Origin of the sequence: Mesorhizobium sp. PAMC28654 (assembly GCF_020616515.1) — a bacterium.
GTDB lineage: Bacteria > Pseudomonadota > Alphaproteobacteria > Rhizobiales > Rhizobiaceae > Mesorhizobium.
Map to the genome: position 1 here is coordinate 761197 of NZ_CP085135.1, position 14666 is coordinate 775862.

Consider the following 14666-nt stretch of genomic DNA (forward strand, 5'->3'; position numbering starts at 1 on the left):
GCCGAGCAGATGGTCCAGAATCCTCAGCCTGAAACAGCGACCGTCGCTGGCTTTTCCACGCCATTGACCACGCCGCTGACATCGCCGCCGAAATACGTCTCGAAGAGTTTCTGATATTCGCCGTTCTGCTTGATCTTGGCGAGGCCCTCATTGATCTTGGCGGTCAGATCAGGTTTTTGCTTGCTGATGGCGATACCGTAATATTCGCCGGTCAGCAGCGGACCTACAATCTTGACGTCGGCATGGGCGGTCTTGAAGTTGACGTTGACGGGGTTGTCGAAAATGACAGCGTCCGCCCCGCCCGTCTCAAGCGCTTGATAGGCGGCATCGATGTTCTGGAATTGCTTGATATAGTCCGACGGGAAGCCGTGGCCGGTCATATAGTCGACGGATGACGTGGCTTTCTTGGTGGCTACCACATGGCCCTTGAGGTCGGCGAAATCCTTGATGTCAGAGTCGTTCTTGACCAGCACTGACAGACCGGACTTGTAATAGGCATCGCTGAAATCGACGTTCTGCATCCGGCTGGTCTTGATCGTGATTCCGGCAACCGCCGCGTCGATCGAGCCGGCTTGCAAACTGGGGATAATCCCGTTGAACGGTAGCGTTTTCAGGCTGACCGTCATGCCCTCTGCCTTGGCAATTGCCTTGATCAAGTCGATGTCGAAGCCCGTGACCTCGCCGTTCGTCTCGGTCTCGAATGGTGGGAATGTCGTGTCGGCGCCGACGACGATGTTGGTTGCCGCGCTTTGCGCGGCCGCCATGGGCATTGCGCCAAACGAAAGAACCAGGCCGGAAGCCAGTGATGTGGCCAGCACGATAAGCGACTTGTTTTTCACAGATATCTCCGTTCGGCGGGCATTCGTCAGCTTGGGGAGAGTCGACGAATAGGAGTGGTGCATGAACGCATGAATTCAAGCCCGCCCAAGAGCATCTGGATCGGCAGATGCCCAAGTCAAGGCATCAAGAAGCTTCACGTGTGCGTTTTTTGAGCAGGGTGGTGTCGCCGGGATCACGTTCGCTGTCCACCCCAAGGCTCTCCTATCTTCAGGAACTACAAAGGCCTCCGCCGACTTGAAGAATGGCGCGATGAGGTCGAAGGTCGATTTCAGCCGTGCGCGACAGGTCCGGAGTACACGATCTTCGCCCGCGCTTTGGCCCAGAACCACCAGATCAAAGCGCATGCAATCAAGGTCACGACGATCGGCCGCAGCCATGGGTTGAGGCACTGATGGATCTGAACGAAAACCCCGGTCATTCCGTCCAGGACAAGCACAGTCGTCAGCACCACGCGCAAGGCGCCACCTTGCTCTTCCCGCCACAGCAAGGCGATGGCGACGCCGGCGGGAATGGCGATCATGGCGTAGGTATTGGGCTCGACGCGGGGATTGAACACACACATGTAAAAGGCCGCCACCAGGAATATGGCGAGCCCTGCCGTTCCGCGCTCTACCTTTCGGTCGTACCAGAGAACGGCCGACAGGGCCATCAGCGCGGCGATGACGCGCACGATCGTGGCCTCACGTTCCGGGAGGGGATACCCGAACGACGCGAAGACAGACGTGAAGTCGGCGGGTTCAAACGGGCCGGTCCTGTCGACAGCCATCGCCGTCAGCATCTGGAAGAAGTCGTGATACTGGTCATTGACATAGCCAACGGGCGCGAAGGCATAGGGTATGATGAGCACCACCAGCAACGCCAGCACGATCACCGGTATCAGCCGGGGACGCAGTGCCGCCACCAGCAACACCATGACGATGGCCGTCGGCTTGGCAATGATTGCAAGCGACGTCCACAGAAAAGTCTCCGCGCGCCGGCCCTCGAGCGCCGACAAGGTGAGCAGCCAGCAGGCGCCGGTCAGCAGTATCGTGGCCTGGCCATTGCGGAGCGCGCCGAGCGCCATGGGCATTGATATGACAAGGCCGAAGGAAAGCAGCCAGGTGAGGTCATGGCCGCCAAGTTTTCGGACATGCCGAACGACGGCAAGGGTTACCACGCCAAAGCAGATCGTGCGCCAAACCAGGTCGCCGAAATGGTGGCCAAGCATCAGAAGCGGCGAATAGAGCGCGGCGAAGGCAGGCGCGTAAAGGTAGCCCATGGCGAGATGGACATGATAGAGCGGCCGCTGGGCCATGAAGGCTTCGGAGCCATTCCTGTAGACGAACACCACCGAACGATGATCGAGCGACATTTGCGCCAATGAGGCCGTGACAAGAAACGCCACGACCCACAGCATTAGTCCCAAACGGTCGAAGACCGGCTTGGAAATCGTCATGGCAACACCCTCTAGGCGCAAGGCTGAAAGCTGATGACCGTCAAGCTCGCGTGCCGTGAAAGCGCTTTCACTGCATTTACCGTTTGCACAGTCGTGCCACCAGGCCGCGAAATCCGAACGGCAACCAGACCTTTTGAATCTCGATCTGATCTGACGCAAATGGGCTCTTGCCCAGGAAATCCTTCAGTCCTTTTCGATCAAATGTTTGCTGGGTTTCAGGACCAATGAATTGAAACTTCCTCATGGAAGAGCAATCCGTCGCATAGATTGACAGTATTCCGCCCGGACGCAGAACCCTATGGGCTTCCGCCAGCGCCGTTCCCGTCGGCGAACAGAAATAGATGACGTTGACGGCCAGAATCTTGTCGACCGTTGCGCTTTCCAGCGGCAACTGCTCGAAGGTGCCGCGGATCAGTTTCAGCTTTCCATCGCCGATCGCGGTCCGATTTCGCGCCTCGGCCTGACGAAACATTGTTGGCGACCGATCCACCCCGGTGATCGTACCGCCATGCGCGAACCGGACCATTGCCTTGAGGGCCCAGCCTGGTCCAAATCCGATTTCGAGCACGTCGTCCCGTTCGGCGATGTCCAGTCGTTCGATGGCCCGCTTGTTCGGCAGGTGGTTTATCAGACCCATGATTGCCCCGGCCACACGCCCGCATACGCCTTCGGGCATGGAAAACTGTTGCGCAATAAAATTGTGCAGGCCGAGGCTGCCGATGCCATTGGGGGTTTCCACGATTGACGCGCTCGAAGGAGCCGCCAAGATTTGCCAGCTAAGCGCATCTTGAAAGGTGGGGCCGTCTTTCGCGCCACATATGTCGACCCTCGGAGCCAAAGGCAGTACGGCCGATTCCTGGGCTTTTTCATCTAACATTGATGATGCTTTTTTTGCGAAAGGCTTCGCGGCAGACGCCGTCTGCGTAAAGAATTGCGAGAAAGGGGAGGTCAACCGCCGTTGTGGGTGCCGCTGATGCCGGCGTCGCCGAGCTTGGTCAGCGGCACGAAGGACAAGGTCCCGCCTTGATAGATGTCCGAACGCGCGACAGTAAAGCTGCCGTCCGCGGCCTGTTTCTTGGTGACCTTCAGCACATGCTGGGCGCCGGGCGGTCCGACCGGGATGACCATGATGCCGTTGGGCCGCAGCTGCTGCAGCAGGGGCGGCGGGATGTGGTCGATGCCGCAGGTGACGATGATCCTTTCGAACGGCGCCTCTTCCTTCAGGCCGTAATAGCCGTCGCCTGTACGGGTCGAGATGTGCTTGTATTCGGTGTAGCCGTCGGCGATGAGCCCGTCATAGATGCCGCGCGTGCGAGCGGCCAGCGGCTTGATGATCTCGATCGAATAGACCTTGTCGGTGAGATAGGAGAGATAGGCGGACTGGTATCCGGAGCCGGTGCCGATCTCCAGCACCTTGTCACCGTGGCGCACGTCGATGGAATTGGTCATGCGGGCAACGGTGTGCGGGCCGGTGATGGTCACGCCATAGCCGATGTCGAGATAGTGCCATTCATAGGCGCGCGCGATGTTGGCCTTGGTGACGAAGCGCTCGCGCGGGGTCAGCAAATAGGCGCGCTTGTTGCGGTCGTCCCAGACATCCTTGTGCGCGATAAGCTGTTCGAAACGGTCCCAGCGCTGGCCCAGGAACTCGGCCGCCTCGCCACGGTTCTTCTGCATCCACTGGATGTAGTCGGCCTTGCCTGTCAGGGGAGGGCCGTCGGCCGTGTCGAGGGGCGCGGGCACCCTGGCGGCGGCGCTGGTCGCAGAGGCTGCGGAAACCAGCCCTCCCGCACCGCAAAGCATCAATTCGCGCCGGCTGAGCATCATTGGCAGCTCTGACCTTTCAACATCTGAGCAGCATCGCGGAATCCGGCTGCCGCCAAATTGCTACTTTATAGCGTCCGGCCAACAGCCGGCTGCCCCGATCGTACCACGGCGACCCTAGACATCTTGGCTGAAGGCCAGATTGCCGGAACTATACAAAGCGGTAAGGTTTTCAGACTGTGGCAGGCGATGGAACCGGGCGGGGCATGGGAGTGCTCTTGTGAGGCCAGCAATCCGGTCCCTGCCAAGAAATTTCCGTCGAATACTCCGACCTTTGCTGGAGCCATTTGGTAGCGGGCGTGTTACGGCCGGAGAGAGGAGAGTGGCGGTCGGCCTACCTCCACAGCTACCGGGCGCATCGCGCGCAGAGCCGCCGCCGCATCCCCTTGGCAAAAAATCCCGCGACCACGCGCGCGTAAGCGCGATGCTGCCGTATCGCACCCCAAGGCCAAGTGAGCGCCTATCCGAACCGAGGCTCGCTCCATGATAATCAAAACGGCGACTGGTTTTTTTACCGCGATGGATTATATATCGTAATGCGATCTATTGGGTCATGCGCTGCTCACTCGATGGTGAAGCGAGCTAGTGAAGCAGTGAGACCGGATGTGAGCAGATGAGAGCCTAAGATATCTGAGGATGTGCTATGTACGATGCATGGTTTTCCAGGCCGGTGCCAGTTTCGACCGGCCTTAGTGGCGATATTCGCAACCTCTTGAGCGCCGACCAGGCGCTGGACCTACTTATCCATCACTGGCGCGATCCGGGCAGCCAGGCTCATCGGTCGGCTTTGAGAGCTTGTCGACAGGCTGTCAGCGGCGGGGTTTCGGCGGATGTGGCGAGAGAGATATTTGTAGAGGCTGCCCGCGCGGCGCGCATTTTGATTGAGTGATCACATGCAGAAGGGTCGGTGATCATATGAGATGGAATTTAGAGGCGGGGCAAGTTAGCGGCACGATTGCTCGGGTGCTTACGTAATTTAGACGTCAACGGCCATACCCACCCTGCGAGAACGGGCCAGCCGCACCCGTGATCTGCGCGCCGGCAGTTACTTCGTCAGCGACAAGGGGGTTGTTCAAGCCTCCATGGGCAGCACCGGAGCGTCGGAGGCGACGAGTGTCTCCATAAGGCACGCAAAGGCAGCAAACGCCGTCAGCGCATCTTGGTCGGCCATTTGCGCGGCAGACGCTGCGCCGCAAGCTTTCAGCGCGGTTCGGTACGCAGGCCAACGACGGTCGACCGGCCATCGTTGCAGAAAATCCATTGCGTCAGACACGGTCTCGATATCTTCGGTGACGCCGTTGAGTGAAACCTTGATGACCATGACCGATTGCTCCTGCAACAGGAAGAGGACATTGGTGTAACACGGGAACTATGGCCCGGTTGCATTCATGGGACGTCGGGGCTCTTGCGGCGGGTACCGAAGCCCAGCAAGGCTCTGCGATCGTGCTCTTCGGCCTGTTTCCTCGACCGGACGCGCATCATGTCCTTCCAGCCGACATAGCCGACCAGCCGTGCGTCTTCGCGCGACACGACCGGCAGATGGGAAACATTGGCCATCAGCAGCTTGTCGGACAGACCTTCCAGATACTCATCCGGATAGGCGAATGTCACCTTGCTCCCGGCCAGCAACTCGCCAAGCGTCGTGGTGCGGTGCGTGCCCGCGCGTCTCCAGCGCAGGATCGCCGGTGGATCGATGAGACCGAGAACATGCCCGTCTTCATTGACCACGGGAAAACTCGGATGCCGCGTTTCCGGCGCGGTCAGGAACGCCGCCGCGCCATGCAGCGTCATTGTCGACGGCACGCTCTCGACCTTCGAGGTCATCACCTCGCGCACCCGGGTCAAGGCAAAGGGATCGACCCGGTATTCGCGAACCAGATGGTGCCCTCTCCTGGCGATTTTCTCGGTCAGGATCGAGCGCTTCATCAGGAGCACGGTGACCGCGTGCGCCGTGGCGCAGGCCGCGATCAGCGGCAACAAGACGTGCGTGTTGCCAGTCAGTTCAACAGCGAAGAAGGTAGCGGTCAGCGGCGCGCGCATCGTGCCGCCCATGGTCGCCGCCATTGCCAGCAGCGCCCAGAAGCCCGGATCCGCTGCCGGCAGAATGCCGGCGAGCACCGCTCCCATTGCGCCGCCCATGATCAAAAGCGGCGCCAGCACGCCCCCGGATGTTCCCGAACCCAGCGCCACCGACCAGATGATGGCCTTTACCACCAGCAGAATGAGCGCTGCGGTGGCGACCGTGCGGCCGTCCAGCATATTGGCGATATTGTCGTAGCCGACGCCGAGCGCCTGCGGTTCGATCAATCCGCCGATGCCGACCACCAGACCACCGAGCATCGGCCACCACATCCAATGAATGGGCAGTTTCTGAAAACCGTCCTCGCAGGCATAGACCATCTGCGTCAGCAACCCCGACAGCAGCCCTGCACAAACGCCGATCGCAACCCAGCCGCCAAGGCCGACAAAGGAAATCTCCATCCCGCCCTGGAACGGAAAGATCGGCCCGGGCAGATGCAGCATGGTGCGTTCGACCTCGGCGATAACAGCCGCGACCGCCACGGGAATGAAGCTGCGCGGCGTCCATTCGAAAAGCAGCAATTCGACGGCCAGCATGATGGCGGCGATCGGCGTTCCGAACACGGTGGTCATGCCTGCTGCCGCACCTGCCACAAGCAGCGTCTTGCGCTCATTGTCGCTGACCGGCAGCATCTGCGCGATCAGCGAGCCGATCGCGCCGCCCGTCATGATGATCGGGCCTTCGGCGCCGAATGGCCCGCCGGTGCCGATCGAGATCGCCGAAGATAGCGGCTTCAGGATCGCAACCTTGGCATCAAGCTTGGAGCGCCCGAGCAGGATCGCCTCGATGGCCTCGGGAATGCCGTGGCCACGAATCTTTTCACTGCCGTAGCGCGCCATCACGCCGATGATCAGCGCGCCGATCACCGGAATAATCACCGAGACATAACCAAGCGGCGAGTCCTGCAGTTTCAGATCGGCAAGCGTGAACTGTCCAAAATAGGCGATATTCGTGGCAAGCCGGATCAGCTTGAGCAGACCAATGCCGGCGAACACTCCCGCCGTCGCCACCACCACCGCAATGGTGGCGATCGTCAGCACCCTTGCGTCGGTCGTGAAATCACGCAGATGACCGGGATTGGCATGGTCGGATTTCATTGCAGCTCTCATTCTGCGGGTGCACCGCATGTGTCGACGACTGTGTCCGCAAAATCACGGCTTGGCGGCTCGCTCTGTATCGTAATACGATATAAATAGACAAGACCTTTTTGCCCGAAAATTGATTGAGCTTTCATTGGAAACGAACAAATGTCGGGAATGACGCATCCGCTAAAACCACGCCCCCCCATCCGCCAAGCCGACTACCAGCGGCTGTCGGAGTTTCGCTACCTAATCCGCTGCTTCCTTGAGTTCAGCCAGATCCAGGCGCACGATGCCGGATTGCCCCCGCGCCAGCACCAGGCGCTGCTGGCGATCAAGGGCTTTCCGGGCGGAGGTCCGGTGACGATCGGCGATCTGGCGGAGCGCCTGCGCATCCGCCACCATAGCGCCGTCGAGTTGGTCAATCGTCTTTGCGAGGCTGGACTGGTAGCGAGGGATCAGGACAAGGACGACCATCGCCGCGTCCTGCTACGGCTGACCGAGCGCGCCGACGACCATCTGGCCGACCTGTCGGCCGCTCACCTTGACGAGCTCTCGCGGATCGAGCCGATGCTGAAGCGCTTGCTCATTCGCCGCGACGACTGACAATGCCTTCCCGCAGCAACACCGCCCCCGTCACATGGATCAAGACAGCATGAAAACCGCGCTCCGTATCCTCGCCCCGGCTTTGATCTTGACCGCCGTGCTGTTCCTCGCCTACCAGTCCGGCCATCAGCGCGCGATTGTCCATACCCTCTATATCGTCGTGCCCGGCGCTTGGCTGTGGGCGGCAATAGTCGGCATCCGCGCAGTGCGGCGGTGGCGCAGCAACACGCCCGCCACGCCACCGGTCCAGCAGGACAAGCCCTGTCCCGCAGCCGACGCAAAAGAACCGTCCACAGTTATCTATCTCCCTCGCGGTGGGTCAAGGCGCAATACCCATTGAGCGGACGCGCGTATAAGAGCGTCTGTACTTCTTGCGATATGGCGGCTCTTGGAATCGCTGGCTGGACATCAAAGGGAACGTGCGCTACCGCAGATTCATGTGCCGCTGTGGGACGCGGAACGGCAGGGCGCGGGCTCTGGGGCGTAATTGGCCAGATAGTCAGGACATAGGTGGTGTCTGCGCGCGATCATGCTCCCATCTATGCATCCTCTGAAACAGCATCTGAGGGCGGCGAGCGTGTTGCGGGTGAACGAGATGTATCCACCTCAAGGATTGCTCAACTAGATATCCCCCGACAAGGTGGCCTTTTCGACGTCAAAGTGCGCCGTCTCGCGTTCTCCGCAACCATCTTTGCGGCGCTAATCCTAGTTGTTCTGGCATTCGGCGGCATGATCCAGGGCATCAACTATCATGCTCTGGTGCATGCGCTGCATCACCTTCCGGTAGCCGCGATTGGCTGGTCGATCCTTGCAACAACAGTAAGCTTCGCTGCTGTCGTCGGGCGGGACATCTGTGCGGTGTACTACGTCGGCGCTCGAACGCCACGTATGGCGCCCGTGGTGGCCGGCTTTTGCGGAACTGCTCTCGGAACGCCGTTGGTTTTGGCACTCTCACGGGCGCTGCCGTCCGATACCGCATCTATGGTGAGGTCGGGATTCGATCCGACGACATTGCTCGGCTTCTTCTGTTCATCGCCGGTGGCTTCGGCCTCGGCCTTGCTGGCTTCCTCGAGTGTCCGTCGTCAGATCATTTGGCTCAGATTGGATCGCAGATTAGCGGAGTGTCGGCCTCATCTTGGGGTTGATGTTAAGCGGCGATCTTGCGGTGCTGCAAGCGCCGATGTTGGATGGTTTGGCGTTTGATCCTTTCTCGCTGTTTGATAATGGCTGCGGCCCTGCCGAAGTAGGCGTCGGCTGGCGTTACGTTGGCCAGGCTCTCGTGGTAGCGTCGATGGTTGTAATGTTCGACGAAGGCTGCGATCTGGGCCTCAAGGTCGCCGGGCAGAAAGTAGTTCTCCAAGAGGATTCGGTTTTTGAGGGTCTGGTGCCAGCGCTCGATCTTGCCTTGGGTCTGGGGATGCATTGGAGCGCCCCGGACATGGCTCATGCGTTGGTCCTGGATATAGTCCGCCAGTTCGCCGGCGATGTAGCTGGGGCCATTATCGCTGAGCAGCCGAGGCTTGTGGTGCACATGGGCCTGGTCGCACCCTGAGGCAGTAAGTGCCATGTCCAGCGTGTCGGTGACGTCCTCGGCCCGCATGGTGCTGCACAGTTTCCAGGCGATGATGTAGCGGGAGTAATCGTCGAGCACGGTCGACAGGTACATCCAGCCCCAGCCGATGATCTTGAAGTAGGTGAAGTCCGTCTGCCACATCTCGTTGGGTCGCGTCGTCTTGGTGTGGAACTCGTTCGCCGCCTTGATCACCACATAGGCCGGGCTGGTGATCAGATCGTAGGCCTTGAGGAGCCGGTAAACGCTGGCTTCTGACACGAAGTAGCGCGTCTCGTCGGTGAACCGTACTGCCAGTTCGCGCGGGGAGAGCTCGGACTGCTCCAGCGCCAGTTCGATGATCTGGTCATGGATGGCAGGCGGGATGCGGTTCCACACCCGGCTCGGCGCCGAGGGCCGATCCTGCAGCGCCTCAGGCCCGCCCTCGACATAACGGTCATACCAGCGATAGAAGGTCCGGCGCGGGATGCCCAGTCGGTCCAGCGTTTTGCGGGTTGGCAGGTGTGACTGCTCGACGATCCTGATGATCTCGAGCTTTTCGGATGCGGGATATCTCATTCTTGCTCGTCCCCATCCGCGATCATGCTTTTTTTGAGCAGACGGTTTTCCAGTGTCAGATCAGCGACGCATTCCTTCAGCGCGCCGGCCTCCCGGCGCAAATCCTTGACCTCGTCGCTGGTGGCAGCACGAGCGGTATCACCCGCCAATCGGCGCTTGCCGGCCTCCATGAACTCCTTGGACCAGGTGTAATACAGGCTCTGCGCGATCCCTTCCTTGCGGCACAGCTCGGCGATGCTGTCTTCGCCGCGCAGCCCGTCCAGCACGATCCGGATCTTGTCTTCCGCTGAAAAATGCCGCCGGGTCGCCCGGCGAATGTCCTTTACCACCTGCTCGGCAGGCTTCTTGGCACTTGAGGATTTAGGGCTCATCTTGGTTCCTTCGTCGTGACGACGAGATCAAAACCCTCCTTAATTCACAACCTCAAATCTGGGACACAGGTGCTGACGGGGAACAGTCAACTATCGGCACGTCATCCATTCCCTGCGCAAAAAGCCGATGGCGCTTCTTAATCTCGTCTATCGTGACAAGCTCTTCCCGCGGCAGGAATACCGCAGGGCCTTCGACGAGCTCATTGAGCGGCTGCCGGACAGGCAGGCGTGCAAGATCATGGTCGATCTGCTGGCGCTGGCCCACGATCGAGGCTGCGAGCGTGAGCTTGCCGAGCAACTCACCGAGACCCTCGACGCCGGCGACCTGCCCGATATTGCCGTCTTGCGAACCCTCCTCGGCCCGGACCCCGCACGGCTGCCGACCGTCTTGGTGCAACTCGCTTCCCTTAACGGCTATGAAGCCCTGATCGGGGCAACCCATGTGGGAGACGTCGCATGAGCAACGCCCACACCATCGACGAAGCCCGCTGGACTTGCCCCGAAAAAGTGGAGAGTTTCCTTCTGATGAAAGGCGACCTCGATGACGAAACAGAGACAGTTTACGGATGCGTTCAAGGCGGAGGCGGTTGGCCTTGTGCGAACGAGCGGTCGGACGAAGCGGCAGATCGCGGAGGATCTTGGTGTTGGTTTCTCGACGCTGACGCGATGGATGGGTCGGCAGCTGGATCGTGAGATGGGCGATCCTGGGCGTCCGCCTGATGCTGATGTCGCCGCTGAATTGAAACGGCTGCGGCGGGAGAATGAAATCCTTCGGCAGGAGCGGGATATCTTGAAACGGGCGACGGCTTTTTTCGTCAAGGAGGGAAGTCGGTGAGGTTCGCGCTCATCGACCAGGCGAAGAAGGATTTCCCTGTGGACCGTTTGTGCGCGACGCTGGGTGTCAGCCCGAGCGGCTACTTTGCCTGGGGGCGCCGGCCGGCGTGCCGCCGGCAGCGCGACGACATGATAATGCTGGCGCATGTGCGATCGTCGTTCGCGCTGTCGAACGGAACCTATGGTAGCCCGCGCATGACGCGGGAACTGCAAGACAATGGCTTTGCCATTGGCCGGCGACGAACGGCGCGTCTGATGCGGGAGAATGGCCTCCAGGCAAGACAGAAGCGGCGGTTCAAGCGCACGACGGACAGCGAACACGCCTTTCCGGTTGCCCCCAATGTCATCGACCAGGATTTTGCCGCCACTGGTCCCAACCAGAAATGGGGTGCCGACATCTCCTACATCTGGACGCGGGAGGGCTGGTTGTACCTTGCTGTCGTCATCGATCTGTTTGCCCGCAAGGTCGTTGGCTGGGCTGCTGGCAACCGGCTACACCGCAGCCTGGCTCTGGCAGCGCTCAACAAGGCGTTCGTCATGCGGCAGCCGGAACCCGGCCTCATTCACCACTCCGACCGCGGCAGCCAATATTGTTCTATCGACTACCAAGCCGAATTGCGTGCCGCCGGCGTCATCATCTCAATGTCAGGCAAGGGCAATTGCTTTGATAACGCCATGGTCGAAACATTCTTCAAGACGCTGAAAACTGAACTGATCTGGCGCACCTCTTTCCTTACCCGCGCCGATGCCCAAGCCGCCATTGCCCGATATATCGACGGCTTCTACAATCCCATCCGGCGGCATTCCGCGCTCGACTACATCAGCCCGATGCAGTTCGAGCGAAACGCCGCCGAATGAGCAACCCGCTCTCCACTTTACCGAAGCAAGTCCAGTGACGTAGGCCAGATCGTCGAGGATGAGCAGATCGAACTTGTCGAGCTTGGCGATGGCGGCTTCGAGCTGCAGCTCTCGCCGCGCGATCTGGAGCTTCTGCACGAGATCGGTGGTTCGGGCGAACTGCACGCGCCAGCCGTTCTCAATGAGGGCGAGTCCGATCGCTGCCGCAAGATGCGACTTTCCGCCACCGGGTGGGCCGAACAACAGGATATTGGCGCCCTTGGCGAGCCAGCTGTCACCGGCGGTCATGGCCATGACCTGGGCCTTGGAGACCATGGGTACGGCGTCGAAGGCGAAGCTGTCGAGCGTCTTTCCGGGCGGCAGATGCGCTTCGGCCAGATGCCGTTCGATCCTGCGATGTGCCCGTTCGGCCAGCTCATGCTCGGCGATGGCCGAGAGGAACCGGGCGGCGGGCCACCCCTCTCTATCGGCCTGCTCGGCAAATTGCGCCCAGAGCGTCTTGATCGTCGGTAGCCGGAGTTCGTTGAGCATGATGCCGAGGCGGGCTTCGTCGATGGTGTGGGCGTTGCTCATGCGACGTCTCCCACATGGGTTGCCCCGATCAGGGCTTCATAGCCGTTAAGGGAAGCGAGTTGCACCAAGACGGTCGGCAGCCGTGCGGGGTCCGGGCCGAGGAGGGTTCGCAAGACGGCAATATCGGGCAGGTCGCCGGCGTCGAGGGTCTCGGTGAGTTGCTCGGCAAGCTCACGCTCGCAGCCTCGATCGTGGGCCAGCGCCAGCAGATCGACCATGATCTTGCACGCCTGCCTGTCCGGCAGCCGCTCAATGAGCTCGTCGAAGGCCCTGCGGTATTCCTGCCGCGGGAAGAGCTTGTCACGATAGACGAGATTAAGAAGCGCCATCGGCTTTTTGCGCAGGGAATGGATGACGTGCCGATAGTTGACGACCTGATCGTGCCTCCCGTCGGCATGGCCTCGGCCCCTGGGCAGCGTCATCAGCTTTGTTCCTCCCATAAAGACCTCGAGGCGATCATCGAACAGGCGGATGCGAAGCCGATGTCCGATCAGGCGGGAGGGAACGGTGTAGAAGACCTTGCGCAAGGTGAAGCCGCCGGTCCGCGACACGGTGACGACCACCTCCTCGAAGTCGCTGGTCCGCTGGTCTGGAAGTTCCTGCAGTTGAGGGCGTTCGGCATCGATGCGCTTGCCATGATTGGCGTTGTGCCGGCTGACGATCTCGTCGATGAAGGCTCGATACGCGCCGAGATCGTCGAAATTTCTGCTGCCGCGCATCAGAAGGGCGTCACGGATGGCATCCTTGAGATGGCCATGGCTGCTTTCGATCGAACCGTTCTCGTGCGCGATGCCCTTGTTGTTGCGGGTCGGCGTCATGCGGTAGTGCGCGCAAAGCTCTTCGTAGCGATGCGTGAGATCCTCCTTCGCATCGGCGCTGAGGTTGCGGAAAGCCGCCGACAGGCTGTCGCTGCGATGATAGAGCGGCGCTCCCCCAAGCGACCACAGCGCGTTCTGCAGTCCTTCGGCCAGGGCCACGAAGCTCTCGCCGCCGAGAATGACATGGGTGTGTTCAAAGCCGGACCAGGCGAGCCGGAAGTGGTAGAGTAGATGATCAAGAGACTGGCCGGCGATCGACACGTCAAGGCTGCCCATGTCGGTAAAATCCGATAGCCCGAGTCGGCCGGGTTCGTGAAGCTGGCGGAAGATAACCTCCTGCTCTTCGCCGTGGATGGCACGCCATGACCGGATGCGCCGCTCCAGCGTTCGGCGAATGCCCGCGCTCAGTTCCGGGTGCCGCCGCAGCATCTCCTCATAGATGGCGACAACACGGATGCCTGGCGCCGCCTTCAAAAGGGGAACGACCTCGGCATCGAAGATATGCTCGAGAGGGTCAGGCCTCCGCCGGCCACGAGCCTTTTGCTTTTGCGATGGCAGGTGCGCGTCCGTCTTGATGCGATAGGCCGTCGCCCTGCTGATCGACGCCTTGGCGGCGGCGACCTCGATAGAATTGTTTTGTCGGTACTTCATAAAAAGCCTCGTCTGATGATCGGTTACATGGCGACCCGGCACAAAGATGGTTCTCCATTCCAGAAAACCACCAAGCTACCGGGCCGACCGCGATCATAAGACGCTGAAAAATTGCGCGGCGGCGGGGGTGTAACTCCGGTCGGGCTACGCCCTCCCTTCGTCACACCCCCGCCGCCGAGTCTCATCCTGATTGACGCTGAGTCTCACCTTGTTTGTCGCCGCGCAGGGCGCAATTTGCCGAGCAGGCCGATAGAGAGGGGTGGCCCGCCGCCCGGTTCCTCTCGGCCATCGCCGAGCATGAGCTGGCCGAACGGGCACATCGCAGGATCGAACGGCATCTGGCCGAAGCGCATCTGCCGCCCGGAAAGACGCTCGACAGCTTCGCCTTCGACGCCGTACCCATGGTCTCCAAGGCCCAGGTCATGGCCATGACCGCCGGTGACAGCTGGCTCGCCAAGGGCGCCAATATCCTGTTGTTCGGCCCACCCGGTGGCGGAAAGTCGCATCTTGCGGCAGCGATCTGGACTTGCCCCGAAAAAGTGGAGAGTTTCCTTCTGATGAAAGGCGAC

At 60.6% G+C, this 14666-nt stretch carries 13 protein-coding genes and 3 pseudogenes; 7 read left to right on the forward strand and 9 right to left on the reverse strand.

All coding sequences use genetic code 11. The features are described from left to right. Positions 1-23 precede the first annotated feature (23 nt). The 4 genes from LGH82_RS03720 to LGH82_RS03735 all read right to left on the reverse strand — a co-directional run bounded on the left by LGH82_RS03720 (position 24) and on the right by LGH82_RS03735 (position 4102). Positions 24-839, reverse strand: coding sequence for a transporter substrate-binding domain-containing protein (locus LGH82_RS03720; protein WP_227347345.1), 816 nt, complete (start codon positions 837-839; stop codon positions 24-26). A gap of 269 nt (positions 840-1108) precedes the next feature. Beyond that, positions 1109-2275, reverse strand: coding sequence for a glycosyltransferase 87 family protein (locus LGH82_RS03725; RefSeq protein WP_227347346.1), 1167 nt, complete (start codon positions 2273-2275; stop codon positions 1109-1111). 76 nt (positions 2276-2351) lie between these two features. Then, entirely contained in the window at positions 2352-3014 is a 663-nt protein-coding gene (locus LGH82_RS03730; RefSeq protein ID WP_227347347.1) for a class I SAM-dependent methyltransferase, read from the reverse strand. A 209-nt stretch (positions 3015-3223) separates the two neighbouring features. Beyond that, positions 3224-4102 carry a protein-L-isoaspartate O-methyltransferase family protein gene (locus LGH82_RS03735; protein WP_227347348.1) on the reverse strand — a complete coding sequence of 293 codons (879 nt, stop codon included), beginning with the start codon at positions 4100-4102 and terminating at the stop codon, positions 3224-3226. A gap of 640 nt (positions 4103-4742) precedes the next feature. Between LGH82_RS03735 and LGH82_RS03740 the strand changes: the two genes are divergently transcribed. Then, positions 4743-4988 (forward strand): DUF982 domain-containing protein, encoded by a 246-nt coding sequence (locus tag LGH82_RS03740; protein WP_227347349.1) that lies wholly within the window; start codon positions 4743-4745, stop codon positions 4986-4988. Positions 4989-5171: 183 nt separating this feature from the next. Here LGH82_RS03740 and LGH82_RS03745 read toward each other — a convergent pair whose 3' ends face one another. Next, a complete protein-coding gene (locus LGH82_RS03745) occupies positions 5172-5420 on the reverse strand; it encodes a DUF982 domain-containing protein (RefSeq protein ID WP_227347350.1) in 249 nt (82 codons plus the stop codon). 65 nt (positions 5421-5485) lie between these two features. Further along, a complete protein-coding gene (locus LGH82_RS03750; RefSeq protein ID WP_227347351.1) occupies positions 5486-7276 on the reverse strand; it encodes a chloride channel protein in 1791 nt (596 codons plus the stop codon). 150 nt (positions 7277-7426) lie between these two features. Between LGH82_RS03750 and LGH82_RS03755 the strand changes: the two genes are divergently transcribed. From LGH82_RS03755 to LGH82_RS03765, 3 genes are all read left to right on the forward strand, one after another. Further along, the gene (locus LGH82_RS03755) at positions 7427-7864 is read left to right on the forward strand and encodes a MarR family winged helix-turn-helix transcriptional regulator (RefSeq protein ID WP_227347352.1); all 438 of its coding nucleotides are present in this window, start codon (positions 7427-7429) and stop codon (positions 7862-7864) included. A gap of 49 nt (positions 7865-7913) precedes the next feature. After that, entirely contained in the window at positions 7914-8204 is a 291-nt protein-coding gene (locus tag LGH82_RS03760) for a hypothetical protein (protein WP_227347353.1), read from the forward strand. Between the two features lie 173 nt (positions 8205-8377). Then, positions 8378-9067, forward strand: coding sequence for a hypothetical protein (locus LGH82_RS03765; RefSeq protein WP_227347354.1), 690 nt, complete (start codon positions 8378-8380; stop codon positions 9065-9067). Here LGH82_RS03765 and LGH82_RS03770 read toward each other — a convergent pair. Next, positions 9012-10363 (reverse strand): IS3 family transposase gene (locus tag LGH82_RS03770; protein ID WP_227344189.1). Its coding sequence is split into 2 segments (ribosomal slippage): positions 9012-10027 and positions 10027-10363, totalling 1353 coding nucleotides; the frame shifts between segments, so codons are not numbered across the junction. The two genes, LGH82_RS03765 and LGH82_RS03770, sit on opposite strands and share 56 nt — an antisense overlap. A gap of 85 nt (positions 10364-10448) precedes the next feature. Here LGH82_RS03770 and LGH82_RS03775 point away from each other — a divergent pair. Then, positions 10449-10823 (forward strand): annotated as a pseudogene (locus tag LGH82_RS03775) (IS21 family transposase); the annotation flags it as partial. 81 nt (positions 10824-10904) lie between these two features. Then, a protein-coding gene (locus tag LGH82_RS03780) for an IS3 family transposase (RefSeq protein WP_413771365.1) occupies positions 10905-12055 on the forward strand; the annotation gives its coding sequence in 2 pieces (ribosomal slippage) (positions 10905-11169 and positions 11169-12055; 1152 coding nt in all). A gap of 33 nt (positions 12056-12088) precedes the next feature. Here the strand turns inward: LGH82_RS03780 and LGH82_RS03785 are convergent. Both LGH82_RS03785 and istA read right to left on the reverse strand, forming a co-directional pair. Then, positions 12089-12628 (reverse strand): annotated as a pseudogene (locus LGH82_RS03785) (ATP-binding protein); the annotation flags it as partial. After that, positions 12625-14097 (reverse strand): IS21 family transposase, encoded by a 1473-nt coding sequence (istA, locus tag LGH82_RS03790; RefSeq protein ID WP_227344002.1) that lies wholly within the window; start codon positions 14095-14097, stop codon positions 12625-12627. The gene istA and the pseudogene LGH82_RS03785, both read right to left, overlap by 4 nt. Before the next feature lie 230 nt (positions 14098-14327). Here istA and LGH82_RS03795 point away from each other — a divergent pair. After that, positions 14328-14618, forward strand: a pseudogene (locus LGH82_RS03795) (ATP-binding protein); the annotation flags it as partial. Positions 14619-14666: the final 48 nt, after the last annotated feature.

Bases quoted from the DNA above. Each gene is read 5' to 3' on its own strand.
- LGH82_RS03725 (WP_227347346.1), bottom strand. From the start codon at position 2,275: ATGACGATTTCCAAGCCGGTCTTCGACCGTTTGGGACTAATGCTGTGG.
- LGH82_RS03735 (WP_227347348.1), bottom strand. From the start codon at position 4,102: ATGATGCTCAGCCGGCGCGAATTGATGCTTTGCGGTGCGGGAGGGCTG.
- LGH82_RS03740 (WP_227347349.1), top strand. From the start codon at position 4,743: ATGTACGATGCATGGTTTTCCAGGCCGGTGCCAGTTTCGACCGGCCTT.
- LGH82_RS03745 (WP_227347350.1), bottom strand. From the start codon at position 5,420: ATGGTCATCAAGGTTTCACTCAACGGCGTCACCGAAGATATCGAGACC.
- LGH82_RS03750 (WP_227347351.1), bottom strand. From the start codon at position 7,276: ATGAAATCCGACCATGCCAATCCCGGTCATCTGCGTGATTTCACGACC.
- LGH82_RS03755 (WP_227347352.1), top strand. From the start codon at position 7,427: ATGTCGGGAATGACGCATCCGCTAAAACCACGCCCCCCCATCCGCCAA.
- LGH82_RS03760 (WP_227347353.1), top strand. From the start codon at position 7,914: ATGAAAACCGCGCTCCGTATCCTCGCCCCGGCTTTGATCTTGACCGCC.
- istA (WP_227344002.1), bottom strand. From the start codon at position 14,097: ATGAAGTACCGACAAAACAATTCTATCGAGGTCGCCGCCGCCAAGGCG.